Genomic DNA, 24,762 nt, shown 5'->3' with positions numbered 1-24,762 from the left:
CGATGAAAAGGCTATTTCGATCCGAAACAGACAGAAAAATTGCAGGGGTCGTGGGAGGGCTGGCAGAATATTTAAATATAGATGCGTCTTTATTGCGCATTATCACCGTTTTATTATTTATATTTTCGACGGGAATTCCCGTGGTGCTGATTTATATCGTCTGGGTGTTTCTCGTTCCGAATGAAGGAGACGTCAAATCGTGATGAGATGGATCATAAACGTTCTTGTCAACGCCTTGTTATTAATCGTTATTGCTGGTTATTTTGATTCGGTTCATGTCAGAAGCATCGGTGCAGCCATTACGGCAAGTCTCATTTTGTCGATTTTGAATATGTTTGTGAAGCCGGTGCTGATCATCCTGACATTGCCTGTCACCGTTGTGACGCTTGGCTTGTTCTTATTTGTAATCAATGCACTCACGCTCTATATGACGGCAGCCATTATGGGTGACAGTTTTGATCTTGACGGCTTTGGGACAGCTATTTTTGCATCGATTGTCCTGTCGGTTTTCCATCTGCTCATCCAAAAAGCGATCATCGAGCCGATGACGAGAAAATAAAAAGGAGTCTGATTCCATCAGGCTTCTTTTTTTGTCTTTCAACATATTTCATAAAATGGGCCAAACAAGGCAAAATACGAAAGGGAGGTAGACGATGAAAATGAACAGAACCCGCCAAACCCTTTTGTTGCTTGCTGCAGCATGTTTTTTATTGCTGCCGTTTCCAATCGGTCATGCTGCCGGAAAACTGGATGAAGAAAAAAGCTCCCCTGTTATCAAACATGTGCCAACAGAACAAGTCCGCAAAGGGGACGACTTGTATTTTCGCGCCAAAACGTCTGCCGATACGGTGATTCTTCATTACAAACAGCATGACGAATTGCCGTTTCGGGTAATTCCGATGGAAATAGAGCCCGGTAAAATGAACAGCTATATTGCGAAATTGGGAAGCGAGAACATATCTTCCGACAGGATTTTTTATTACATTGAAGCGCAGTCTGGCGATTTGTCCGCCAAGACCGATTTGTATACGATCGACATTGAAGGAATGAAGGTCGATGTCCAAAAGCTGCCTGAGCTTTTCATCACGGAAATGGTTGTTAATTCAACAAATGCCGGAGGAAAAGACGGTTACGAATTTATCGAGGTTTATAATAATACGAATAAGCCGGTTCATATGAACAGCTACAATATCAAATACCGCAATCCCGAAAAAGGAAAGGAATCAGAACTGCTCTGGCCGTTTGCACAAGCCGATATCACGGTGCCGTCGGGACAGACGCATGTATTCTGGATTAAAAACGAAACGAACAGCCGCTTGACGGCCGCTGATTTTAACAGGCACTACGGTGTCGATCTGCAGGAAGGAAAAACGCTTTCGGTGCTGAAAGGAGGCGGAATGGCTAACAACGCTGTCAGGGAATTGGTCATCAGCACCAAAAGCGGTGAAGACATCGCTGTCGCCCGTTATCATCGTGAACGAAACGAGACAGTCGCCGTCAAAAACAAAGCGATCCTTTATCGATATCCGCTCGATGGAACAAAACAGATGATGAAAATGTCCAGCGGTGAAGAAAAGCCTTCTCCAGGTACGCTTTTACAGGAGCAAACACCGTCGGAAACAGTCGCTGTTATGCCTGACAAAGAACAGCCGCATATTCAGGATATGACGGATCATCATGCGGCAAAGCCCGGGGAAACGATTCAGCTGTTAGCCGATATCAGCGACAATCAGCAAGTCAAAAATGTGCAATTTTTTTACCGGATGAGTGCAGATGAGCCATTTAGCAAAGTCAGTGTTGAAAAAAGCAGAAATGACGGGCTTTACCGCCATAATCTTTATTTTGCAGAGCTCATCGGCAAAGAAAAAGTGGAGTATTATATCAAAGCTAGCGACGGATCAAACACAGCGGCGACTGAGAAAAAGACAATCGCACTTGAACAGAGCTTTTTGAAGGGACTTCGCCTGAATGTGCATAACGGCGGAACCGTTTCAGGACATACGCTGCTGAAAGCGACATCTGAAAGACCGCCGTCAGAAACGAAAATCCGGATTGACGGAAAGGAGCAAAAAGCGGGATATAGGGCGCTGGAAAAGAAAGCGTATTTTGCTTTTGACGTCAATAAAACGAACCTATATTTCAAAAATGCGGTCACCATCGGCAAACGGGTGCAAAAAATATTTGACGACTCGCGCCGCCGATATGCGACCATTACCGTTCCGGTTTCGCCTGAAGAATTTACGAAAGGAAAGCCCTTTGCCGTAAAGGTGCGTTCCGGGACAAAATCAACCCCGTTTGAACAAACTTCCGCGGAAAACCGGGATGATTTTGTATTGAAAAACCCGCGGCTCATTTTGGCCGACGGAACTGTCATCCATGATGAGCGCTATGATGACGAAAAAAAAGAGCTTCCCGTCGGAGACAACCCGGATGCGAAAGAATGGTATGAATTCCGATTCACTCTGCCGGAAAGGTGCTTTACATCGCTTGCCGTCCAGTGGAACACAAAGGTGTGGAAAGAAGGGAGCCACACAATTGAAGCGGAGAACGGGGAAGAACGGGTTATACACCAGGTGACGGTTGATCACACAGGCCCTGAAATCAAAGCTTCTGTGAAAGACGGCAAAACGTATAAAGGCGCATTTACACTTGATGCAGCCGTTACTGATAGATGGAGCGGAGTCCGCAAAGTCAAAGCTTTTCTAGACGGAAAAAAAATCGCTTTGCCTTACACCGCTTCTTCTGCAGATCTGGACAGCGGCAAGCACGTTTTGACAGTTAAAGCAGCCGACAGTGCCGGAAATACGTCAGTTTTAAAAAGGAATTTTCACATCAAAAAAGAACAGCCGGACAAGCCTGAGCAAGCAAAAAACGCCGCAGGGAGCACACATGCAAAATTGGCCGTCCGGGTGAAAGACCCGACAAAGGATAAAATGCGCGTCTCTTTTTATCGAGGGTATCAATATACAGCCGCAGACGAAAAGCATGTCAAAGTGTCGGCGAATCAAAGCGATACAGAGCCGCCGCAAGGGTTGGCGGCAAACGGCGGAAAGGTGCTTACAAAAGATGAGCGCGCTAACATGTCCTCGCCTGACGGAAAAGGCTTTGAAACAGTCTCAAACACTCGTTTTCCGTATCACCGCTTCGATGTGAAGGTCGATGAAAATGTCCGAAAACGCGACAATGTTGAAGTCGTGTGGCGCGGAAGCTCTCTTCCCGGCAGAAAAGTGTCGATGTTCGCCTGGAACTACAAAAAAAAGCAATGGGATACGCTCGCTTTCCATATCGCCAAAAATAACAGGCTGTTTACGCTGAAAGGAAGTGTAAAGGCTGCCGACTATGTCCGCGATTCCCGCGCTGCTGTCATCATCCAGGATCAAATACAGCTGTCGGAAGACGACTATACACTGATTTGGATGTCCGATACCCAATACTACTCGGAAAGCTATCCGCAAATTTTTGAAAAACAAGTAAAATGGATCGCCGAACAGAAGGACAAGCTGAACATTAAGTATGTTTTTCACACGGGAGACCTTGTTGATGAAGCGGATCAGCCGATTCAATGGGAGCGCGCCGACCGCTTTATGAAAGTGCTCGATGATCACAAGGTGCCGTACGGGGTATTGGCGGGAAACCATGATGTCGGCCATAAAGACAACTCTTTTCAAACATACGGGAAATATTTTGGCGCAAAACGGTTTCAAAACAAACCTTTCTACGGAGGCTCATATGCCAATAACAAAGGCCATTATGACCTGATTTCCTCAGGCGGTAATGACTATATTATGCTGTCGATGGGCTGGGGAATCGGAGCGAAAGAATTGCAGTGGATGAATGATGTGCTGAAGCGCTATCCCGACCGTAAAGCGATTTTGGCATTCCACGAATATCTGCTTGTTTCAGGAGGCAGAAGTCCGATCGGCGAGCGAATATTTGAACAGATCGTCAAACCGAATCAAAATGTCATCGCTGTTTTATGCGGACATTACCACAGTTCAACATTAAAAGTCGACAAGCTGGATGACGATGGAGATGGAAAGCCGGATCGAAAGGTTTTTCAAATGCTTGCCGATTATCAGGGCGGACCTGAAGGCGGCCAGGGCTATTTAAGGATCTTTCATGTCGATCCGAAGCATGATGCGATTCATGTCAAAACCTATTCGCCATATCTTGACGACTATAACTTTTATGATCCGCATCAATTCGGACCAAAGGATGAATTCAGTATAAAAACAGATCTCAAACCGCGCAAGAAAAAAGTGAAAACCGATTATTTTGAAATGAATGTTTTTTCAAATCAGCAGATTGGCAAAGCCAAAAAGGTGAAAAGCGGGAAAACAGCTTCTGTGACATGGGAGGATTTGAAGCCGAATACGGATTACTATTGGTATGCCGAAGCCAGGGATCAATACGGCGGGAAAAGCCGTTCTAACATATGGAAATTGACGACGGCGGCAGATGATATGAAAGCATTTTTCACTAACAACGGTGATGAAGCCTTATCCCTGCACCGAAAAATGACCGGAAGCGCTGAGTTCGGCGGCGGACGGCCTCCAGGTCCTTCGGTGCGTATTTTGCGGCAGGAGGAGCTCCCGTCTTTGCTCAACACCATAAAAAGTTCTGTTGCATCCTTTTTGCTGATATTGATGTTGGTGCAAAGCCAGTCAAAACACTTGTTTTCCTGAGGGGGAGACAAGTGTTTTTTAGTTTGAGAAGTGTTGGCTTTGACTGGTCGGAGATGATGTCTTTCTTCTGTGAATCGACAATACCGTGATGGCGGCAAGCACGGCCGCCGATATGAGCGCGGCTGTTAAATAAAGGTTTCCGAAGCCGTTGCCGATGCTGTCATGGATCGCTTCAGCAATAATCCCTTTCACTTTCGGATCAGGAATTTGTGAAAGGGCATCTTTGAACTGAAGTTCACCTGCTGCACCGTTTGAAAATCCGTGTGAGGGAATGCCGGCATCCTCTAATTTGCTTGTGACGCGGCTATCGATATTTTCATAACCGGCTGTAATAAACCCGGCGTAAAGAGCCGGAGCCAAAGTCAGCCCCATCTGTCTGACGAGCGACAACGTCCCGAGGGCGGTACCGTAATTTTGTTTTGCCGCCTCTGACACGAGCATATTTAATGGCGCCCCTAACAGAAAACCAAAACCGGCGCCTGCGATCACACTGGCGAAGATAAACTCCCATTTCTCAGTCACCCAGACGGACAACAATAAAAATCCGATGAAAGAAATCGTTCCTGACAGCAATGTCGCCTTGACCGGCCCTTTTCGGTCAGCCATGATTCCGCCAAGTCCGGCTCCCGCTCCTGAAGCGAGCGCAAGCGGCGTCATCCAGTATCCCGCTTTTTCGGGTGCGACATGCAAATATTGTTCCGCATAGGCGGGAATAAAAATCACGGCCGCTAAAAGACCTCCTGATAAAAAACCGATCAAAAGCGTCCACTGGAACACTTTATTTTTCAGCAAGGTATAGGCGAGTATCGGATCACCGCCTTTTGATTCCACACGTTTTTCATAGAAAAACAACCCGGTAAACAGGGTGGCGCCGATGATCAAAAAAAGGTAGACGCGCGGATCGGCGAGGCCGGCGAGTATATCTTGGCCATCGAGGTTTGTGATGCCGTACATCACAGATAAAATCGCCAGGGATAATATCACTGTTCCGGCGGTATCGAGCGGTTTTGCTTTTGCCGCCTTTGTTTCGATCATAAACGGAAAGCTTAGCGCGATCAGTCCCGCAGCAATCGGCAGGTTGATCAAAAACAGCCAATGCCAGCTTCCGGTAAGGTCCAAAATAAAGCTGCCGATATTTGGCCCGAGGACCGCTGCGATTCCATTCATCGCCCCTAACAGCCCGAGTGCCGTTCCTTGTTTTTCCTTTGGCAATGTCGCAAGGATGTGGGAGCTTCCGATGATAAAGATTCCCCCTCCGCCGAGCGATTGAATCAGCCGGGCAAGCAAAAACATCGGGAAATTCAGGCTTAAGGCAACGAGAAGAGAGCCTGTGCCGAACAGCAGCACCTCAATGATAAATAGCTTTTTTCGTCCGTAGCGGTCGGATAATTTCCCCACAATCGGCACGCTGACAGCTAAGCCGAGAGTATAAAGCGTGATCCCCCAGGCTCCCCATGATGGTGATACATCAAAAGAATGATTGATTGTCGTAAGAGCTGCGGAAATGATGCCGTTGTCTAAAGCAGCCATAAACACCCCGATCGTAAACAGAAAAATGGCCCGTTTTTGGTTTGTATCATGTTTCGTCAAAGCTTTGGACACGGTGTTTTCCCCCCTTGTTAATTAATTTTAAGTGAATAATTCACTTAAAATGAACTAATTTTATCATCTTAGAAAAAAATGGTTTTGTCAAAGGTGATTTTTCAACAAAAAAAGCTGCACCGCGCCGGGTGCAGCTTGTCCCTAATCTTCCTGATTGGCTTTAAGCGCTTTTTCAAGAATGGTAAGGCCTTCGTTCACTTTGTTTTTCTCCTGCTCATTCATCATTTGGAGCGCTTTTTTTAGCTTTTCGTGCCCTTTTTGATATAAGCTTCGGAAAATATCTTTCGCTTCCTCTGTTAATTCGACGACGATCGCACGCCGATCTTGCGCGGAATGCGTTCTTTTAATAAAGTTTGCCTGTTCAAGACGGCTGAGCAGCCCGGTCATATTTGACAGGGAGGCGCCCATTTTTTCGGCAATTTCAGAGACTTTCAAGTTTCCATGATTGTTGAGCAGCATCAACACTTTCATTTGCGGCATACTGATATCGAGCTTCATCCATTCGGATACGTCTCCGAGTCCCGCGGCTGTCAGCACTTTCATATAAAGGACCCATGTTTCTTTTTCCTCCGGGGAGAGGATGTCCTCATTCAGCACGGTTGTATCGTGAATGTTGTATTCCACGGTCTCTTCACTTCCTTTAAACATTCCTCTTTTCATACTACTGATTTTCCGGCCTGAAAGAAAGCCCGGAAAACGATGTTTCTAAAGGCGGCGGCAGCGCCTTCTGCAAAAATTGTTTTAGGTTTATTTTGAAAGTGATAGAATAAAGCTGTATGTCAAGTTCTTCACCTTTAGAAAAGGAGGGTGCAATCATCATGCCGAAAGTTCGAACAAAAGATGTAATGGATAAATTTAAACTTGAGCTCATCAGCGGAGAAGAAGGGATCAACCGTCCGATCACGATGAGTGATTTATCAAGACCGGGCCTTGAAATGGCGGGTTATTTTACATATTATCCAAAAGAGAGGGTCCAGCTTCTTGGAAAAACGGAAATCACCTTTTTCGAGAAGCTTCCCGAGGAAGACAAAAAACAGCGGATGCTTTCTTTATGCACGGAAATTACACCGGCGATCATTCTGTCGCGCGATTTGCCGATCCCGCCTGAATTGATTGAAGCGTCGGAAGAAAACGGTGTGCCTGTTCTGCGTTCCCCGCTCAAGACGACGCGTCTGACCAGCCGCCTGACGAATTATCTTGAAAGCCAGCTTGCTCCGACGACTGCGATCCATGGCGTGCTTGTCGATGTCTACGGTGTCGGGGTGCTGATCATTGGAAAAAGCGGCGTCGGAAAAAGTGAAACGGCGCTGGAGCTTGTCAAAAGGGGCCACCGTCTTGTCGCAGACGACTGTGTTGAGATCAGGCAGGAAGATCAGGATACATTGATCGGAAGCGCCCCTGAATTAATCGAGCACCTTCTTGAAATCAGAGGTCTCGGCATCATCAATGTCATGACGTTGTTCGGCGCCGGTGCCGTCAGAAGTTTTAAACGGATTACACTTGTGATGAGCCTTGAGCTTTGGGAGCAGGGAAAACAATACGACCGTTTAGGCCTTGAAGAGGAAACAATGAAAATCATTGATACTGACATTCCAAAGCTGACCATTCCGGTCCGTCCGGGAAGAAACCTTGCCGTCATTATCGAAGTGGCCGCCATGAACTTCAGGCTGAAGCGTATGGGTCTGAACGCGGCGGAGCAATTCACTCATAAACTGGCGGATGTCATTGAAGATGGTGAGCTTGAAGAATAGGAGATGACAATATGAATGAAACGATTGAACCTTTGAATCCGATTGCCTTCCACCTTGGGCCGATCGCCGTACATTGGTACGGTATCATCATCGGTCTCGGCGCTTTGCTGGGATTGTGGCTTGCGGTCAGAGAAGGCGAACGGAGGGGGCTGCATAAAGACACGTTTGTCGATCTGGTGCTTTTTGCAATCCCGATTGCGATTTTGTGCGCAAGGGCGTACTATGTCATTTTTGAATGGGGCTACTACAGCGAACACCCCGACCAGATCATTCAGATTTGGAACGGCGGTCTTGCGATCCATGGCGGTCTTATCGGAGCCGTCCTGACCGGACTTATCTTTGCAAAGGTAAAAGGCCTGTCATTTTGGAAGCTTGCTGATATCGCGGCTCCCAGCATTCTTTTGGGCCAGGCCATCGGCCGCTGGGGAAACTTTATGAATCAGGAAGCGCACGGAGGCTCCGTATCAAGAGCGTTCTTAGAAAATCTCCACCTGCCTGATTTTATCATCAACCAAATGTATATTAACGGGCAATATTATCAGCCGACGTTTTTGTATGAGTCATTATGGAGCTTCACGGGTGTTGTGATTCTGCTTCTTTTAAGAAAAGCGAATTTAAAGAGGGGCGAACTGTTTTTAATCTATGTCATTTGGTATTCTATCGGCCGCTACTATATTGAAGGCCTTCGGACGGACAGCCTGATGCTGACGGAAGCGCTGCGCATGGCGCAGGTTATTTCAATCGTGCTGATTATCATCGCGGCCGCGCTGATTCTATTCAGACGCTTGAAAGGCGGAGAGATTAAACGATACCAGGAGATGTAGATTGTCATTAAAGGGGAGACAGCAATGAAGGGAACGTTGAAAGCCGGACTGGAAGCCGGTCTGAAAACGACGTGGACACTCGGCAAGGTGATCTTTCCGGTGACACTGATTGTCGGCCTGCTTCAGCATACACCGGTCATGGACTGGCTGATCAAGATGATCACTCCGGCTATGGGAATTTTCGGTCTTTCGGGAGAAGCGGCGATACCGCTTGTGCTGGGCAACATGCTCAACCTGTATGCGGGGATCGCCGGGATTTTGACGCTTGATTTAACGGTTAAAGAGGTCTTTATATTGGCGATCATGCTGTCGTTTTGCCACAACCTGATCATCGAATCGACAGTCGCTTCAAGGGTCGGCATCAAAATATGGGTCATTTTACTCGTCCGCATCGGTCTCGCTGCCTTCGCCGCTGTTATCATCAATCTTGTTTGGCACGGCGGGCAGGACGCGGCTGAATACGGCCTCGTTTCAGCGCAGAGCACAGCTCCGTCCGGCTGGCTTGACATCGCGCTTGAGGGCGTCACAAAAGCGGGGCTGGGGATCCTTCAGCTTGCCGCCATTGTGATACCGTTGATGATCATCATTCAATATATGCGGGATCTCGGCTGGCTAAACACTTTTTCAAAGTGGTTTGCACCGGTGACGAGAATGCTCGGGATGAAAGAAAACACATCGATGACAATGGTCGCCGGGCTGACGATCGGACTGGCGTATGGTGCCGGTGTCATGATCAAAGCCGTTGAGGAAGACGGCGTCAGCAAACGCGATGTCACGCTTGCCTTTATTTTTCTTGTCGCCTGCCATGCTGTTGTCGAAGACACATTGGTATTTATTCCGCTCGGCATACCTGCCTTGCCGTTGCTAATGATCAGGCTTGTGACAGCGGTGCTGCTGACAATCGCCGTATCGCGTTTGTGGAAAAAACCGGGATATTCCGTTCGGAGAAAGGAGGCTTTCTATGAAAATTAATACGGTTTTATTTGATTTGGATGGAACGCTTATCAATACAAATGAGCTGATAATCGCGTCGTTTTTGCATACGCTTGATCATTATGCACCCGGCCGGTATCAGCGGGAGGATGTGCTAAGTTTCATCGGCCCGTCATTGTATGAAACCTTCAGCAGCATACATCCGGATCAAACAGATGAGATGATCAGGATGTACCGCGAATTCAATCATCAAATGCATGATGAGCTTGTCACAGAGTATGAGACGGTATACGAGACGCTTGAGCGTCTGAGAGCTGAAGGATACAAGCTCGGAATTGTTACAACCAAGCTGCGGGATACCGTCAACATGGGGCTAAAGCTTACCGGTCTGGATGCTTTTTTTGAGACGGTAGTGACCCTTGATGACGTAGAGCGGCCAAAACCGGACCCGGAGCCGGTGCTGCTCGCGCTTTCAAAGCTTGACAGCCGTCCCGCGGAAGCGATCATGATCGGTGATAATTACCACGATATATTAGCGGGGAAACATGCGGGAACAAAAACCGCGGGTGTCGCGTGGACGGTAAAAGGAGAGGAAAGCCTTGCCAAGCACCACCCCGATTATATGCTCAGCAAAATGAGCGACCTCCTTCAAATCCTTGGAGTGGAAACAACTTGAGAAAAACGAAACGCTATCCGGTGTCAGGCGCCAATTCGTTATGGCACGTCTATCAGACGGTTCCGTTTTTCAAAGTGGTCAAAAATTTCATCGTCATACAAGCGGCGCGCTATACGCCTTTTTTAGGGGTCAAAAATTGGCTGTACCGGACCTTTTTGCGAATGGAGATCGGTGAAAAAAGCTCATTTGCCCTGATGGTCATGCTTGATGTGATGTTTCCCGAAAAAATTTCCGTCGGACGAAACACCGTGATCGGCTACAATACGACCATTTTAGCCCATGAATATTTAATCAAAGAGTATCGGCTCGGCGAGGTTAAAATCGGCGATGAAGTGATGATCGGAGCGAATGCGACGATCCTTCCCGGTGTTGAAATCGGCGACGGCGCAGTCATCTCCGCCGGTACGCTCGTCCACAAAGATGTTCCGCCCGGAGCGTTTGTCGGCGGCAATCCAATGCGGCTTATCTATACAAAAGAAGAAATGGAAAAACGTTTGAAAACCCCTGCTGAATGACGGCAGGGGTTTTCAAGCTTGTAATGTCTGAAAAAAGACATCTTCCTCCTAAAAATCCGGCTCCTGTTTCATGTTAAAATGAGGAAAAAGAAAAGGAGAAACTTGATAATGAAAAAGAAATTGTGGGTATGTCTCGCTTTTTCAACTGTTTTGGTGTTTCTGACGTATGTGAAAGCGGATGCTGCGGAGAGGATGATTGTCGGCTATACGACTGGCGACAGCGCTTCATATCAATCGCTGGCCGCATATCATGACTATATCAATTCGATCGCCACCGATACATTCGCTTTTGATGCCAAGGGAAATCTCATAGGAGAAGCGCCTGAAAACCAGCTCTCCTTTGCAGAAAAGCACCAAATCAAGACATGGGCTGTGATCTCCAATTATAACGAAGCGATTCAAGATTTTGACGGGGATTTAGCTTCCGCGGTTATGACAAACGAAACAAACAGAAAACGCTTTACGGATCGGCTTGTGAGCCTGGCTAAAGGGCATGGCTATGATGGCATCAACATCGATTTTGAAGCTGTTTTTCCGGAAGAGCGATCCGGATACACGAAATTTATCCAATACATCTCTGATATTTTAAAAAGGGAAGGAATCCAAACGATGGTTTCCGTGCCGGCCAAAAGCGCCGATGACCCGGAGGATGATTGGAGCTGGCCTTATGATTACGGGAAAATCGGAGCCGCCGCCGACTTTGTACAAGTGATGACATATGATGAACACGGCAGCTGGAGCGAGCCGGGATCTGTCTGCAGCATGGGCTGGATCAAAAGCTCACTCGAATTTGCAGTCGAAGAAATCAGCTCGGATAAAGTGATCATGGGGATTCCATCGTACGGATATGATTGGGATTTAACAGATCAAGGCAACAACACATTGAAACAATGGAATGAAATTCGGACGCTCAAAAATGAGACGGGGGCCAAACCGAAGTATGACAGCGGAACAGCATCCATGACGTTTTCTTATGTCGATCAGAAGCGTCATCAGCATGTCGTTTGGTATGAAAATGAAAACACGGTAGAAATGAAAAGCCGCCTCACAAACGATGATCATCTAGCCGGGGTCTCGGTATATTCATTAGGTTATGAATCCGAGTCCTTCTGGCAGGCTGTTCAAAAAGGAACAGAATAACACAACCTAAAAACAAGCTTGCCGGTGACTCGGCAGGCTTGTTTTTCCGTTAGGAAGCAATCACAATCGCCTGGCTGCCCATTTGCTTCCATGATTTTTCAAAATTGCTTTTATCTGTTTTCCGGTTTTTATAGCCATATGGATCGTTCAGATAAACATAGTTTTCATCATAGCCTGTAACCGCCACACTGTGTACACTGTAAGTCACATCGACTTTGCCGCTTGGCGTCTCCCAAGTCTCCATATCATTCACCTTGTTGAAATGAACGGTTGTAATCACCCAAACCGGTCTCCCTTTATTCAGCTGTTCGTAAATATCTTCAGGGCTGTTTCCTGTCAGGTCGATGACTTTGTCTCCTGCATAAGATGAGGCTAAATCATAAATCGGCCCATGGTAGACGCTGAGACCGGGGCCGTTTTCCATATCGCCGACAAAGCCGTCATTTGGATTTCCTTTCAAGCCGTTTTCATATTGCAGCGGCACCCTTTTGATTTTTTCAGCCAATTCATTCTTTGTCACATCATATCCGCTGTAGTTTAAAATCATCGCCAGGCTGGCAACTTCACAGCCGTTGTAAAGCTTTGGCGAATCCATTTGTTTGATCAGGGGAACGTCCAGGGGAGCCCGGCTCGTTTCCTTCGTTTTAATGCCTACAGTTGTTTGGAAATTTTTGATGCCCTCAGCCAGCGGGCTCAGCGCATCTCTAGAAAACAGGATCAGAACGGCGGTCATGACTGCTGTAAGGAATAAAATAAGAAAAAACGTTTTTAAAATTTTCATATCGATCTCCTGTTCATACAATGCTGATTAACCGTAAATAAGTAGTCCTTTTTTATTATATCATCAAGCTGTTCATGAAATAAAAGAAAGAATTGCCCAGCCCCATGGCCCATTTGAATATCATCTGTTGCTTTTGATTCTTTTATCTGTTAGCATATTATCATATTAGCGAACTAAAGGATTCGGAATATTCCTTCTAGCGTATATGGGGGTGCAAGTGTATATGTTTATGTTCGAAAAACCGTACGGCATGAGAGACACTTTGCCTGAACTTTATGAAACAAAGAAAAAGGTGCGTTCATCTTTGACAGAGGTTATGGTTTTGTGGGGATATCAGTTTGTAGAGACGCCTACGCTGGAGTTTTATGATACCGTCGGTGTTCAATCGGCGATATTAGACCAGCAGCTTTTTAAGCTCCTGGATCAGGAGGGGAAAACCCTTGTTTTAAGGCCTGACATGACCACACCGATTGCAAGGGTGGCGGCGTCCAAGCTCCATAAAGAAAACCATCCGCTCCGAGTCGGATATGCGGCGAACGTTTTCCGGGCTCAGGAACGCGAAGGCGGCCGCCCCGCTGAATTCGAACAGGTAGGGGTCGAACTGATCGGCGATGGATCGACAAGCGCTGATGCCGAAGTGATCGCACTCGTGATTTTCTCGCTGAAAAAGGCGGGGCTGTCCTCTTTTAAAATCTCGATCGGTCATGTCGGCATTGCCGATGCTTTGTTTATGGAGGTATTGGGCAATGAAGAAAGGGCGCAAGTGCTGAGAAGGTATTTATATGAAAAGAACTATGTCGGTTATCGTGAGCATGTGAAGTCGCTGAATTTATCATCCATCGATAAAAGCAGACTGCTTGAGCTGCTGAAGCTTAGGGGCGGTATTGAAACGTGCGGCAAAGCAGAGCAGCTCGTCGATTCCGAAAAAGGAAAAAATGCGATCACAGAACTTGAGACGCTTTGGGAAACGCTCGGTGACTACGGATGTACGAATGATATCAAACTCGATTTCAGCATGGTCAGCCATATGAGCTATTACACGGGCATTTTATTTGAAGTTTATGCCGAAAACGTCGGCTTTCCAATCGGAAACGGCGGCCGCTATGATCAGCTTCTCGGTCATTTCGGCTCTCCGGCCGCGGCCACCGGCTTTGGAATCAGGATCGACAGGCTTCTGGAAGCTTTGAACCCAGACGAGGAGCAGGAAGACATGGATGTCGTGATTTTCAGCACAGAACAGCGGGCGGAAGCGATCAAATTTGCCGAAGAAGAGCGGCTGAAAGGCAAAAAAGTCGTTGTGCAGGATTTAGCGGGAATCGAAAATATCGACCGGATGACCAAATCTTTTCAAAATGTAACCTATTTTATCGGGGCCAGAAAGGAAGAACAGCATGGATAAGGAATTGACGATTGCGATGCCGAAAGGACGGATTTTTGAAGAAGCCGCCGGATTGCTGCGGCAAGCCGGCTATCAGCTTCCGGAAGAATTCGATGATTCAAGAAAGCTGATTCTTGATGTCCCTGAAGAAAACCTTCGCTTTATTCTCGCCAAGCCGATGGATGTGGCGACATATGTTGAGCATGGAGTGGCTGATGTCGGAATCGCCGGCAAAGATGTCATGCTTGAAGAAGAGCGTGATGTGTATGAGGTGCTTGATTTGAAAATCAGCAAATGCCACCTTGCTGTGGCCGGCCTGCCTCTGGCGGCGGCCGGCGGAGTTGCACCGCGGGTCGCGACGAAATATCCAAACGTCGCATCAAGCTATTTCAGGGAACAGGGAGAGCAGGTGGAAATCATCAAGCTCAACGGCTCGATTGAGCTCGCTCCGCTCATCGGCCTTGCCGACAGGATCGTTGACATTGTGTCGACGGGGCAGACTTTGCGGGAAAATGGTCTTGTAGAAACAGAAAAGATTTGTGAGATCACGTCCCGGTTGATCGTAAACCCTGTCAGCTACCGAATGAAGGATGAAGTGATCGATGAAATGGCTTCACGGCTGTCTCTCATTGTGGAAGGGGAAAAGACAAAATGAAGATTATATCCATCAGCGGAAACGCGGCTGTTTCATTAAAACGTTCCATCAGCTCCGGGACGGAAGAACAGAGAAAAGCGGTCTGTGCGATCATTGAAGAAGTGAAGAAAAATGGAGACGCGGCTCTTTCTGCTTATACCCGGCAGTTCGACGGAGTCGATATTGCCGATTTCCGCGTTTCTGCACAGGAGATTGAAGAAGCATACGGCAAGCTGAAACAAAGTGATCTCACCACCTTAAAAGCGGCGATCTTCAATATCAAAGAGTACCATGAACGCCAGCTGTCATCTTCGTGGTTTTATCACCGGAAGGACGGGACGATGCTCGGCCAAAAGATCACGCCGCTGGATTCAGCCGGTGTTTATGTACCAGGCGGGACCGCCGCTTATCCATCATCTGTCATGATGAATGTGATCCCTGCACTTGTCGCGGGCGTCGAGCGGATCGTCCTCGTCTCCCCGCCAGGAAAAGACGGCAAATTGTCTCCCGGTGTTTTGGTTGCGGCGGCCGAGCTCGGCATAGCAGAAATGTGCAAAATCGGTGGTGCACAGGCGATCGCGGCATTGGCATACGGAACGGAAACGATTCTGCCCGTTGATAAGATTACGGGGCCGGGGAATATTTATGTCGCTTTGGCAAAGCGGGAAGTATTCGGCCAGGTTGATATTGACATGATTGCAGGGCCAAGCGAAATCGCGGTGCTTGCCGATCAGACGGCAGACCCGCGGGAGGTGGCCGCTGATCTTCTGTCACAGGCTGAACATGACACAATGGCTTCAAGCATTCTTGTCACCGACTCCCGTCTGCTTGCCGAAGCGGTTCAACAAGAGATCGAGCAGCAGCTTGAGCGTCTGCCGCGAAAAGAGATTGCCCGTCAGTCGATTGAGGACTACGGCCGCATTTATGTTGCAGATACGCTTGATGATGCGGTCTCTGCGGTGAACGAGCTTGCTCCTGAACACTTGGAGATTTTAACGGCTCACCCTGAGGCGCTGCTAGGGAAGATCAGACACGCAGGCGCCATTTTCCTGGGGCGCTACAGTTCCGAACCTGTCGGTGATTATTTTGCGGGCCCGAACCATGTGCTGCCGACAAACGGAACGGCCAAATTTTCAAGCCCGCTCAATGTCACAGACTTTCAAAAGCGATCCAGCATCATTTCATACAGCAAGGAAGCGTTTGCGGAAAACGCTGAAAAAATCGCAGCCTTCGCCAGATTGGAAGGGCTTGAAGCCCATGCCAGAGCAATCGAATTCAGAAACCGGGAGGAAGACCGATGAGAAAAGCCGAACGGGCAAGAAAAACGAATGAGACAGACATTAAATTGTCCTTTAACATCGATGGAGAAGGAAAAGCAGACATTCAAACAGATGTCCCCTTTATGACGCATATGCTTGATTTATTTACAAAACACGGACAATTTGATTTTTCTGTTGATGCAAAAGGCGATGTGGAAATCGATGATCACCATACAACAGAAGACATCGGCATATGCCTGGGGCAGGCGCTTTTGGAAGCGCTCGGCGATAAAAAAGGCATCAAGCGCTACGGTTCAAGTTTAGTGCCGATGGATGAAGCGCTCGCCCAAGTCGCTGTCGATTTAAGCAACAGGCCGCATCTTGAATTCAGGGCCGAGTTTCCGAGCCAGAAGGTAGGAACATTTGATACGGAGCTTGTCCACGAATTTTTATGGAAGCTGGCTCTCGAAGCAAGGATGAACCTTCATGTGATCGTTCATTATGGCACAAATACACACCACATCATCGAAGCAATTTTTAAAGCGCTGGGACGCGCGCTTGATGAAGCGACAATGATTGATCCACGTGTCAAAGGAATTCCATCAACGAAAGGAATGCTGTAAATGATCGGTGTCATTGACTATGGAATGGGCAATTTGTACAGCGTTTCTAAAGCGCTTGAGCGGATTGATGCCCCTTATTTTGTATCGGAGTCGCCAGGCGAGCTTCAGAAAGCTGACAGCTACATCCTTCCCGGTGTCGGCGCTTTCCGGGATGCGATGGAGATTTTGCATAAAACAGACCTGATCCCCTTTATTCGGGACGCTGTCAGTGAAGGAAAGCTTCTTCTCGGCATCTGCCTAGGGATGCAGCTTTTGTTCGCCGAAAGCGAGGAGCAGGGAACAACAGAAGGTCTCGGACTGTTAAAAGGGAAAGCCATCAAGCTGAAGGGGAGCGATCAAGCCGGAAACCGCCTGAAAGTCCCGCACATGGGCTGGAACCGCCTGACGGTTCATCGCGATTCACCGCTTTTGCAGGAAACTGAGGAAGGGTACGCGTATTTTGTCCATTCCTACTATATCAGCGGTATGGATGAAGAAGCATTGCTGGCCAGTGCGGATTACGGTGTTCGCATTCCCGCCGTCGTAGGTTTAGGCAATGTGTACGGCGCCCAATTTCATCCGGAAAAAAGCAGTACGGTCGGAATGTCGATTTTAACACGGTTCCAACAGCTGACAGAAGAACAGAAGGTGAAAAAATGAGCGGATTTACATTATATCCTGCCATCGATATGAGAAATGGAAAATGTGTAAGGCTTGTACAGGGAGACTATGCAAAAGAAACGGTATACGGCGATTCCCCGCTGGAAATGGCGTCTCTTTTTGCCGGCGAAGGCGCCGATTGGATTCATCTTGTTGATTTGGACGGCGCCAGGGAAGGGAAAAAAGTAAATGACAGCCATGTGGTAAGGATCGCCAATGAGCTGAATGTCGATGTACAGGTCGGCGGCGGCATCAGAACCGAAAAAGATGTCTATGAATATTTGTCACAAGGCGTAGAAAGGGTTATTTTAGGAAGCTCAGCCGTTTCAAACCCGGATTTTGTCAAAAGGATGCTGAATACATATCGGCATCACATCGCCATCGGACTTGATGCAAGAGACGGGTTTGTCTCGACGGAAGGCTGGCTTGAAACATCGGCCGTGAAAGCGGAAGAGCTTGGCCGTGAGCTTGCAGGAGAAGGTGCGGAGGTTTTTATCTTTACCGATATTGCAACGGACGGTATGCTGTCCGGGCCGAATATCGACAGCACGGTTCAGCTTGCAAAAGCAACCGGCAAGCAGGTGATTGCCTCCGGAGGCGTCAGCTCCCTCGCCGACCTTGAAGCATTGGCGATCCGCAGCGCAGACGGCGTCAGCGGCGCCATTGTCGGAAAAGCTCTTTATACAAACAAATTCACCGTGTCTGCAGCGCTTGAAAGGGTGGGAAGCAAGTGATCACAAAGCGAATTATTCCATGTCTGGATGTGAAGGACGGCCGGGTTGTCAAGGGCATTCAGTTTCTTGAACTGAAAGATGCCGGTGATCCGGTCGAACTTGCTGAGATATATGACAAAGAAGGCGCTGATGAACTCGTTTTTCTCGATATTTCCGCTTCTCATGAAGGGAGAAAAACGATGGTTGACGTTGTGGAAAGAGTGGCGGCAAAGCTCGCCATTCCGTTTACTGTCGGCGGGGGCATCAATCATCTTGAGGATATGAAAACAATTTTGCGGGCGGGAGCGGACAAAGTGTCCGTCAACACAGCGGCTGTTCTCCGCCCTGAACTGATCGCAGAAGGTGCGGCATTCTTCGGCTCGCAATGCATTGTCGTCGCCATTGATGCGAAATATGATCAAGACGCGGGCCAATATTTTGTATACACCCATGGCGGCCGAAAAAAAACCGATCTTGAAGCTGCATCATGGGCGAAGGAAGCCGTTCGGCGGGGCGCCGGTGAAATCCTGTTGACAAGCATGGATTCAGACGGGGAGAAAACCGGCTTTGACCACAGGCTGACAAAGCTTGTATCAGAAGCGGTTCCGGTCCCGGTCATTGCATCGGGAGGCGCGGGAAGCGCCGCGCATATGCACGCGGTATTTGAAGAGGGCCAAGCAGACGCCGCTCTGGCCGCTTCAATTTTTCATTATAAAGAAACATCTGTCAAAGAAGTGAAAGCTTATTTAAAAGAGCGCGGGGTGAATATCAGATGATAACGGCAGAAGAATTGAATTTTAATGAAGCTGGTTTAATCCCGGCGATCGTCCAGGATGCAGCAAGCAAAGAAGTGCTGACCCTGGCTTATATGAACAAAGAATCGTTCCAAAAAACACTGGATACAAAGGAAACATGGTTTTACAGCCGCTCACGCGGAGAGCTGTGGCACAAAGGAGCCACATCGGGCAATATCCAGCGTGTCAAGGATATCCGCCTGGACTGTGATCAGGATGCGCTTGTCGTGCTTGTTGAACCGGCAGGTCCGGCCTGCCATAAAGGAACGTACAGCTGTTTTACTTCATTGGACGGACACAAGACAGCCGGAGGAGACCGTTTCGCGATCATAAACGAACTTGAATCAGTGATTGCCGAGCGTCAGGCTGAAATGCCTGAAGGAGCTTACACGACATATTTGTTTCGGGAAGGCGTAGATAAGATTTTGAAAAAAGTCGGCGAAGAAGCTGCGGAAGTTATAATCGCTGCAAAAAACCGGAATCATGAAGAATTGAAATGGGAAGCGGCGGATCTCCTCTATCATCTGCTTGTCCTTTTAAGGGAACAGTCACTCCCGCTTGATGAAGTGTTAGACGTATTGAAAAAACGTCATGAAGGAAACGAATGATTTGACCAAAAGGGGCTTGTACCCCTTTTGTCCGTTTTTCACCCGATGTTCAGGCTCATCACCAGCTGCTCTCCGATAGGGCCCATTTTTCTTTCTCCGGTGTCTTTAAAGCCTGCTTTCCCATACAGACGCTGTGCCGCAGTGTTTTTATGATTGACGGCTAAAACGATTTCATCACATTGGCTGAATTCCCTGCCGGTGAATTCCGGAAGTTTGAGCATCCCCATTGTGCCGAAGCCTTTACCTTGCTGTTTATAATCGATTGATAAAGCTGTCAGCAGCATTGCCTTACGGTTTTTCGTATAATCTTTCACCCTGTCGCTTGTGTGTAGAATAAAGAATCCCACGGGTGTCCCTTCATTTAAAATCACGATTGGATGCTGTCCGTCTGCCGGGCTTAATACATCTTTAGGAAAAGCGGTAAATCGGCTTTGTTCTTCCGGAAGCTCGAACGCAAGCAATACGGGCAGATGTTCCTCGGAAAAATGCACAAGTTCCAGCTTGTTGTCCAAATCATGTCCCCCCTTTTTTATTATCATATAACGGGAACGTATATTCGTCATCTATAGAATTTCAATATTCTGAGGCAAAAAACTCTTTTTTACGGAATGATTCGCTGGAAAATAATGATGAAAAATAACGGCTTAACATCCGATATAAAGCGTGTGCGGAGCAGATGACAGCTGCATGCATCAGGGAGAAAAAAGTCAAAATCCGCTGGTAAAAGTGGAAATTGGAGAGAATTTTCTCGAAACTTGTTTTTGACCTGTTAAGCCTGCTGGAAACTATGTTATACTACTCACGGTATACAGTTTGAATTGGAGGGTATCTGTGGGAAAGTACACTTCTGAACACCAAAAAAACACGACGATTGTCCAGCTGTTTCAAGACGGACAATATTTATATCATAAAGGGCTGAAAGCGTACAGAGAACGAAATTTATCCCGCGCGAGCAAGCTCATTCAGAGAGCGATTTTTCTTGAGCCCGACAACACGGGCATGCTGAGTCAGCTTGCCGTCATTTATACAGAAATGGGCTTTTACCAGCAGTCAAATGAACTTTTAGATTTTATATTGAAAAACATGAATGAAAAAATGACGGAATGCTACTATTTTAAAGCGAACAACTATGCTCATCTCGGCCTTTTCCAGGAAGCTTATAAAGCGGCAGAGACGTATTTGAAAGAAGACCCAAACGGTGAATTCAGCGCGGAAAACGCAGAGCTCCTTGATTTATTGGATATGGGGGAAGAAGGTCAAGGCTTCTCGGAGTATGATCAGGATGATTTGATCCTGAAACAGGATCGGGCGAAGTCGCTGCTTGAGAACGGACAGCTTCAGGAATCCATCGTGATGCTAGAAGAGATTATCGCCGATTATCCGGAATTTTGGTCGGCTTACAACAATTTGGCGCTTGCGTATTTTTATGCGGGCGACGTCCAAAAAGCCAAGGCGACGATTTTTACCGTTTTGGAAAAAAGCCATGGAAACCTGCATGCGCTATGCAATCTGCTTATTTTTTACCATTATGAGCGAAAAGACGACAAGGTTAAAGAGCTTTCTGAACAGCTCTCCAATATTTATCCGATGCTGATTGAACAAAGGTATAAGCTCGGGGCCACACTTTCGCTCGTCGGCAGGCACGATCTCGGTTTTAAATGGCTGAAATCTCTTTACCGTATGGGTTTTGAAGGAGATGAAACCTTTTATTACTGGCTCTCCTGCTCCGCATACTTTACAGGCCGCACCCAGTTTGCCCGCTCCGTATGGAAAAAGATGCAGGAGGAGCACCCTGATGCCGCCCGCATGGAGCCGTGGAAAGAACGGCGGGAAAAAACCCCCGTTCAGCGCACGCTTGAAGAACGCCTTGCCGCATACTATATCAGCGGAAGAAAAGGGGAAAAAGAACAGCTTAAAGCCGTGCTTGATTCAAAAATGGCCAAAACGACGTTTGAAGACCAGTTTATCAGGCTCGTGCTGTACGGTGAAAACGGAGAAGCCGCCGCATCGAAGGAGGCGCTTCTTGCGTACAGGACGGCAAAAGCGATTGAAGAGGCGGACAGATCCGCAATCGAACAGGAAGCGATGTGCTTTTGGATATTCCATGTCATTCAGCAGATCAGGGCTTACGGCCTTCAGCTGAAAAACGCCGGCGGTTTGGCCGCGGCCATCTATTTCATCTGGAAAACAGCGCACCATGAGCGCCTCACCAAAGCTGAAACGGCAAAGCTTTTTCACATCTCGCCGGGAACGCTTTCCAAATATGAACGTACATTAAAAGAGCATCTATAAACAGGTATGAACGGACGTTCAGCCTGTTTTCTTATTGTGTGAGCAAAAAGATAGCGCTTATTCATGATATTTTATAGGATATGGGTAAGGAAGATACAAGAAGGGAATCTTATTTGAAGAGGATTGGACTGCTTGCCGACAAAAGCAGCAAGAAGATTCATGAAGGAGTGAACATTGTGTCAGAAGAAAAGATTTATGACTGCATTATTATAGGAGCGGGTCCTGCAGGAATGACAGCGGCCGTCTATACATCGAGGGCGAACCTGTCAACATTGATGGTTGAAAGAGGGGTTCCCGGCGGACAAATGGCCAATACAGAGGATGTTGAGAACTATCCGGGGTTTGAAAGCATTCTGGGGCCTGAACTTTCAAATAAAATGTTTGAGCACGCGAAAAAATTCGGAGCGGAATACGCATACGGCGATATCAAAGAAGTCGTTGACAACGGAGACACGAAGATCGTCAAAGCCGGTTCCAAAGAATTCAAAGCCCGTGCTGTCATCATCACAGCCGGCGCTGAATACAAGAAGCTCGGCGTTCCGGGCGAAAAAGAGCTCGGCGGCCGCGGCGTTTCCTATTGTGCGGTATGTGACGGCGCATTCTTTAAAAACAAAGAGCTCGTCGTTGTCGGAGGCGGAGATTCTGCTGTAGAAGAAGGCGTCTACTTAACCCGTTTCGCTTCAAAAGTAACGATTGTTCACCGCCGCGATAAACTGAGAGCGCAAAGCATTCTTCAGGCCCGGGCGTTTGACAACGAAAAGATCGACTTCAAGTGGAACAAGACGGTCAAGGAAATCCACGAACAAGACGGAAAAGTCGGCAAAGTGACGCTTGTTGATACCGTCACAGGCGAGGAAGAAGAATTCCGTACGGATGGCGTCTTTATCTACATCGGTATGCTGCCGCTGTCAGAGCCGTTTAAAAACCTCGACATTACAAATGAAGAGGGCTACATTGTAACAAACGAACAGATGGAAACAAAAGTCGATGGCATCTACGCCGCCGGGGACATCCGTGAAAAAACCCTTCGCCAAATCGTTACTGCAACAGGCGATGGAAGCATTGCCGCACAGAGTGTTCAGCATTACATTGAAGAGCTGAATGAAAAAGAAAAGGCTGTAAAATAACGCCATTTAATCGTCATCATGTTTTAACCGCGCTGTAACACCAGTGAAACAAAAATTCGTTATGATTGGTATAGTAATTGACCCCCTTTTATAATGAATTCTTTTGGCACGGATTGTCATAATCCGTGTCCTTTTTTTGACCGGATCACTTTTTACAAATTTTCGCAATTTGTTCATATTTACGCGATGAACAGGCGGATTTTGCTGTAAAATAGAATGCAAGAACGGTTTTCGCAAGCGCTTTCATTTTCTTGTTTATCCCTGTTCTGCAATCTGCCGGTCCGCGTATTCAAAATGGCCGGATTCATCCAGGAAAAGACGTTTTTTACAGTTGGACTGCATGTTCATTGTGACTGGCTCCAGGAAACGGTATAATAGAAAAAAGAATTGAAGGAATTAAAGGATGGGTGACAGACTTGCAAAGAGTGACGAATTGTGTGCTGATTTCCGATGATCAAGTCCTTTTGCTGCAAAAACCGCGCAGAGGCTGGTGGGTGGCTCCCGGCGGGAAAATGGAACGCGGGGAAACGGTAAGGGACGCCGTCATCAGAGAATACCGCGAAGAGACGGGCCTGTATGTGTTAAACCCAAAGCTGAAAGGAATATTCACCTTCATCATAAAAGAAAATGATCAGGTTGTATCAGAATGGATGATGTTCACGTTCGTCGCCGATCATTATACTGGAAAGCATGTGGAGGAGTCTGAGGAAGGCATCATTAAATGGCATCAGACAGAGGACATAGAGAATTTGCCGATGGCGCCCGGCGATGTTCACATACTTGACTTTATGATGAAAGGCAAGGGTCTGCTTCACGGCACCTTTACTTATACACCTGACTTTGAACTGCTGTCCTACCGTCTGGATCCGCAGCGCGACTAAGCTTAAGGGGGGAAAAGCATGAATGCAAACGGAAGCCATGACATTCAGCTTGTGATAATAACCGGTATGTCTGGAGCAGGGAAAACAGTGGCGATTCAAAGTTTTGAAGACCTCGGTTTTTTCTGTGTCGATAATCTGCCGCCGTCCTTGCTCCCGAAGTTTTTGGAGCTGATGAAAGAGTCAAGTTCAAAAATGAGCAAGGTGGCTCTTGTGATGGATTTGCGCGGAAGGGAGTTTTTTGACAGCCTGATTGAGGCGCTTGATGAAATCGGTGAAACGTCTTGGATCACCCCGCGCATTTTATTTTTGGATGCAAAGGATTCGATTCTTGTGTCAAGGTATAAAGAAACAAGGCGGTCACACCCTCTTGCCACGACAGGACTGCCGCTTGAGGGAATCGAAACCGAACGCGAGCTTTTGGAGGAACTGAAAGGCCGATCACAGATTATTTATGACACATCTGATATGAAGCCGAGGGATCTTCGCGAAAAAATCGTCCAGCACTTTGCGACTGACGCGGGACACACCTTTACGGTAAACGTCATGTCATTCGGTTTTAAATACGGAATTCCGATTGACGCCGACCTTGTATTTGATGTGAGGTTTTTGCCGAACCCGTACTACATTGACAGCATGAGGCCGCTGACAGGCAAGGATCACGAAGTGTCTTCCTATGTGATGAAATGGAATGAAACGCAAAAGTTTCTTGAAAAGCTGACTGATCTTTTAAGCTTTATGCTCCCTTCGTACAAGCGCGAAGGAAAAAGCCAGCTCGTGATTGCGATCGGCTGCACAGGCGGTCAGCACCGCTCTGTGACGCTTGCGGAATATCTTTCCGATTATTTTAAAAAGGACTTCTATACTCATGTTACTCACCGGGACATCGAGAAAAAGAGCAGAAAATAGC

25 protein-coding genes are annotated in these 24,762 nt (G+C 47.5%); 21 read left to right on the top strand and 4 right to left on the bottom strand.

Going from position 1 to position 24,762, the window contains the following annotated elements; translation table 11 throughout:
- Positions 1 to 2: 2 nt before the first annotated feature.
- The 3 genes from ACINLD_RS15760 to ACINLD_RS15750 all read left to right on the top strand — a co-directional run bounded on the left by ACINLD_RS15760 (position 3) and on the right by ACINLD_RS15750 (position 4,685).
- A complete protein-coding gene (locus ACINLD_RS15760) occupies positions 3 to 203 on the top strand; it encodes a PspC domain-containing protein (protein ID WP_026588904.1) in 201 nt (66 codons plus the stop codon).
- Positions 203 to 559 carry a phage holin family protein gene (locus ACINLD_RS15755; protein ID WP_372708934.1) on the top strand — a complete coding sequence of 119 codons (357 nt, stop codon included), beginning with the start codon at positions 203 to 205 and terminating at the stop codon, positions 557 to 559. The genes ACINLD_RS15760 and ACINLD_RS15755 overlap by 1 nt, the downstream gene beginning before the upstream one ends.
- 94 nt (positions 560 to 653) lie before the next feature.
- Positions 654 to 4,685 (top strand): metallophosphoesterase, encoded by a 4,032-nt coding sequence (locus ACINLD_RS15750; RefSeq protein ID WP_077736092.1) that lies wholly within the window; start codon positions 654 to 656, stop codon positions 4,683 to 4,685.
- An 18-nt stretch (positions 4,686 to 4,703) separates the two neighbouring features.
- Here ACINLD_RS15750 and ACINLD_RS15745 read toward each other — a convergent pair whose 3' ends face one another.
- Both ACINLD_RS15745 and ACINLD_RS15740 read right to left on the bottom strand, forming a co-directional pair.
- The gene (locus tag ACINLD_RS15745) at positions 4,704 to 6,287 is read right to left on the bottom strand and encodes an MFS transporter (RefSeq protein WP_026588901.1); all 1,584 of its coding nucleotides are present in this window, start codon (positions 6,285 to 6,287) and stop codon (positions 4,704 to 4,706) included.
- 141 nt (positions 6,288 to 6,428) lie between these two features.
- Positions 6,429 to 6,911 (bottom strand): MarR family transcriptional regulator, encoded by a 483-nt coding sequence (locus ACINLD_RS15740; protein WP_026588900.1) that lies wholly within the window; start codon positions 6,909 to 6,911, stop codon positions 6,429 to 6,431.
- Positions 6,912 to 7,105: 194 nt separating this feature from the next.
- Between ACINLD_RS15740 and hprK the strand changes: the two genes are divergently transcribed.
- The 6 genes from hprK (at position 7,106) to ACINLD_RS15710 (ending at position 12,126) form a co-directional block, all read left to right on the top strand.
- Positions 7,106 to 8,038, top strand: a complete 933-nt coding sequence (gene hprK, locus ACINLD_RS15735; protein ID WP_026588899.1) for an HPr(Ser) kinase/phosphatase — start codon at positions 7,106 to 7,108, stop codon at positions 8,036 to 8,038.
- An 11-nt stretch (positions 8,039 to 8,049) separates the two neighbouring features.
- Positions 8,050 to 8,862 (top strand): prolipoprotein diacylglyceryl transferase, encoded by an 813-nt coding sequence (gene lgt, locus ACINLD_RS15730; protein WP_026588898.1) that lies wholly within the window; start codon positions 8,050 to 8,052, stop codon positions 8,860 to 8,862.
- 24 nt (positions 8,863 to 8,886) lie between these two features.
- Complete coding sequence (locus tag ACINLD_RS15725; protein ID WP_077736093.1) at positions 8,887 to 9,834, top strand: nucleoside recognition domain-containing protein; 948 nt, start codon at positions 8,887 to 8,889, stop codon at positions 9,832 to 9,834.
- Positions 9,824 to 10,471 (top strand): pyrophosphatase PpaX, encoded by a 648-nt coding sequence (gene ppaX, locus ACINLD_RS15720; RefSeq protein ID WP_077736094.1) that lies wholly within the window; start codon positions 9,824 to 9,826, stop codon positions 10,469 to 10,471. Before ACINLD_RS15725 ends, ppaX begins: the two co-directional genes overlap by 11 nt.
- Positions 10,468 to 10,986, top strand: coding sequence for an acyltransferase (locus ACINLD_RS15715; RefSeq protein WP_026588895.1), 519 nt, complete (start codon positions 10,468 to 10,470; stop codon positions 10,984 to 10,986). Before ppaX ends, ACINLD_RS15715 begins: the two co-directional genes overlap by 4 nt.
- 108 nt (positions 10,987 to 11,094) lie before the next feature.
- Entirely contained in the window at positions 11,095 to 12,126 is a 1,032-nt protein-coding gene (locus ACINLD_RS15710) for a glycosyl hydrolase family 18 protein (RefSeq protein WP_077736095.1), read from the top strand.
- 49 nt (positions 12,127 to 12,175) lie between these two features.
- Here the strand turns inward: ACINLD_RS15710 and ACINLD_RS15705 are convergent, their stop codons facing one another.
- On the bottom strand, positions 12,176 to 12,907 hold the full coding sequence (locus ACINLD_RS15705; RefSeq protein WP_077736096.1) for a C39 family peptidase: 732 nt from the start codon (positions 12,905 to 12,907) through the stop codon (positions 12,176 to 12,178).
- A 223-nt stretch (positions 12,908 to 13,130) separates the two neighbouring features.
- Here ACINLD_RS15705 and ACINLD_RS15700 point away from each other — a divergent pair, with 223 nt between their 5' ends.
- Genes ACINLD_RS15700 through hisIE form a run of 8 tightly spaced genes read left to right on the top strand, consistent with a single transcriptional unit; the run spans position 13,131 to position 19,555 of the window.
- Positions 13,131 to 14,306: an ATP phosphoribosyltransferase regulatory subunit gene (locus ACINLD_RS15700; protein ID WP_026588892.1), complete on the top strand. Its 1,176-nt coding sequence runs from the start codon at positions 13,131 to 13,133 to the stop codon at positions 14,304 to 14,306.
- On the top strand, positions 14,299 to 14,940 hold the full coding sequence (hisG, locus tag ACINLD_RS15695; protein WP_026588891.1) for an ATP phosphoribosyltransferase: 642 nt from the start codon (positions 14,299 to 14,301) through the stop codon (positions 14,938 to 14,940). Before ACINLD_RS15700 ends, hisG begins: the two co-directional genes overlap by 8 nt.
- Positions 14,937 to 16,220 carry a histidinol dehydrogenase gene (gene hisD, locus ACINLD_RS15690; RefSeq protein ID WP_077736097.1) on the top strand — a complete coding sequence of 428 codons (1,284 nt, stop codon included), beginning with the start codon at positions 14,937 to 14,939 and terminating at the stop codon, positions 16,218 to 16,220. Before hisG ends, hisD begins: the two co-directional genes overlap by 4 nt.
- The gene (gene hisB, locus ACINLD_RS15685; RefSeq protein WP_026588889.1) at positions 16,217 to 16,801 is read left to right on the top strand and encodes an imidazoleglycerol-phosphate dehydratase HisB; all 585 of its coding nucleotides are present in this window, start codon (positions 16,217 to 16,219) and stop codon (positions 16,799 to 16,801) included. The genes hisD and hisB overlap by 4 nt, the downstream gene beginning before the upstream one ends.
- Complete coding sequence (hisH, locus tag ACINLD_RS15680) at positions 16,802 to 17,440, top strand: imidazole glycerol phosphate synthase subunit HisH (protein ID WP_026588888.1); 639 nt, start codon at positions 16,802 to 16,804, stop codon at positions 17,438 to 17,440.
- The gene (hisA, locus tag ACINLD_RS15675; protein ID WP_026588887.1) at positions 17,437 to 18,174 is read left to right on the top strand and encodes a 1-(5-phosphoribosyl)-5-[(5-phosphoribosylamino)methylideneamino]imidazole-4-carboxamide isomerase; all 738 of its coding nucleotides are present in this window, start codon (positions 17,437 to 17,439) and stop codon (positions 18,172 to 18,174) included. Before hisH ends, hisA begins: the two co-directional genes overlap by 4 nt.
- A complete protein-coding gene (hisF, locus tag ACINLD_RS15670) occupies positions 18,171 to 18,929 on the top strand; it encodes an imidazole glycerol phosphate synthase subunit HisF (protein ID WP_077736098.1) in 759 nt (252 codons plus the stop codon). The genes hisA and hisF overlap by 4 nt, the downstream gene beginning before the upstream one ends.
- Positions 18,926 to 19,555 carry a bifunctional phosphoribosyl-AMP cyclohydrolase/phosphoribosyl-ATP diphosphatase HisIE gene (hisIE, locus tag ACINLD_RS15665; protein WP_026588885.1) on the top strand — a complete coding sequence of 210 codons (630 nt, stop codon included), beginning with the start codon at positions 18,926 to 18,928 and terminating at the stop codon, positions 19,553 to 19,555. Before hisF ends, hisIE begins: the two co-directional genes overlap by 4 nt.
- A gap of 38 nt (positions 19,556 to 19,593) precedes the next feature.
- Here hisIE and ACINLD_RS15660 read toward each other — a convergent pair whose 3' ends face one another.
- Positions 19,594 to 20,088 carry a GNAT family N-acetyltransferase gene (locus ACINLD_RS15660; protein WP_026588884.1) on the bottom strand — a complete coding sequence of 165 codons (495 nt, stop codon included), beginning with the start codon at positions 20,086 to 20,088 and terminating at the stop codon, positions 19,594 to 19,596.
- 298 nt (positions 20,089 to 20,386) lie between these two features.
- Here ACINLD_RS15660 and ACINLD_RS15655 point away from each other — a divergent pair, with 298 nt between their 5' ends.
- From ACINLD_RS15655 to rapZ, 4 genes are all read left to right on the top strand, one after another.
- Positions 20,387 to 21,847: a tetratricopeptide repeat protein gene (locus ACINLD_RS15655; protein WP_026588883.1), complete on the top strand. Its 1,461-nt coding sequence runs from the start codon at positions 20,387 to 20,389 to the stop codon at positions 21,845 to 21,847.
- A 176-nt stretch (positions 21,848 to 22,023) separates the two neighbouring features.
- Entirely contained in the window at positions 22,024 to 22,974 is a 951-nt protein-coding gene (trxB, locus tag ACINLD_RS15650; protein ID WP_409444449.1) for a thioredoxin-disulfide reductase, read from the top strand.
- Between the two features lie 407 nt (positions 22,975 to 23,381).
- Complete coding sequence (locus ACINLD_RS15645; RefSeq protein WP_142246078.1) at positions 23,382 to 23,855, top strand: 8-oxo-dGTP diphosphatase; 474 nt, start codon at positions 23,382 to 23,384, stop codon at positions 23,853 to 23,855.
- Positions 23,856 to 23,873: 18 nt separating this feature from the next.
- Entirely contained in the window at positions 23,874 to 24,761 is an 888-nt protein-coding gene (gene rapZ, locus ACINLD_RS15640; protein ID WP_026588880.1) for an RNase adapter RapZ, read from the top strand.
- Position 24,762 lies beyond the last annotated feature (1 nt).

Source organism: Bacillus sp. z60-11, from assembly GCF_046464135.1.
GTDB lineage: Bacteria > Bacillota > Bacilli > Bacillales > Bacillaceae > Bacillus > Bacillus sonorensis_A.
Note: the sequence above shows the minus strand (reverse complement) of the source record. Positions and strands in the feature narration are given on the sequence as shown.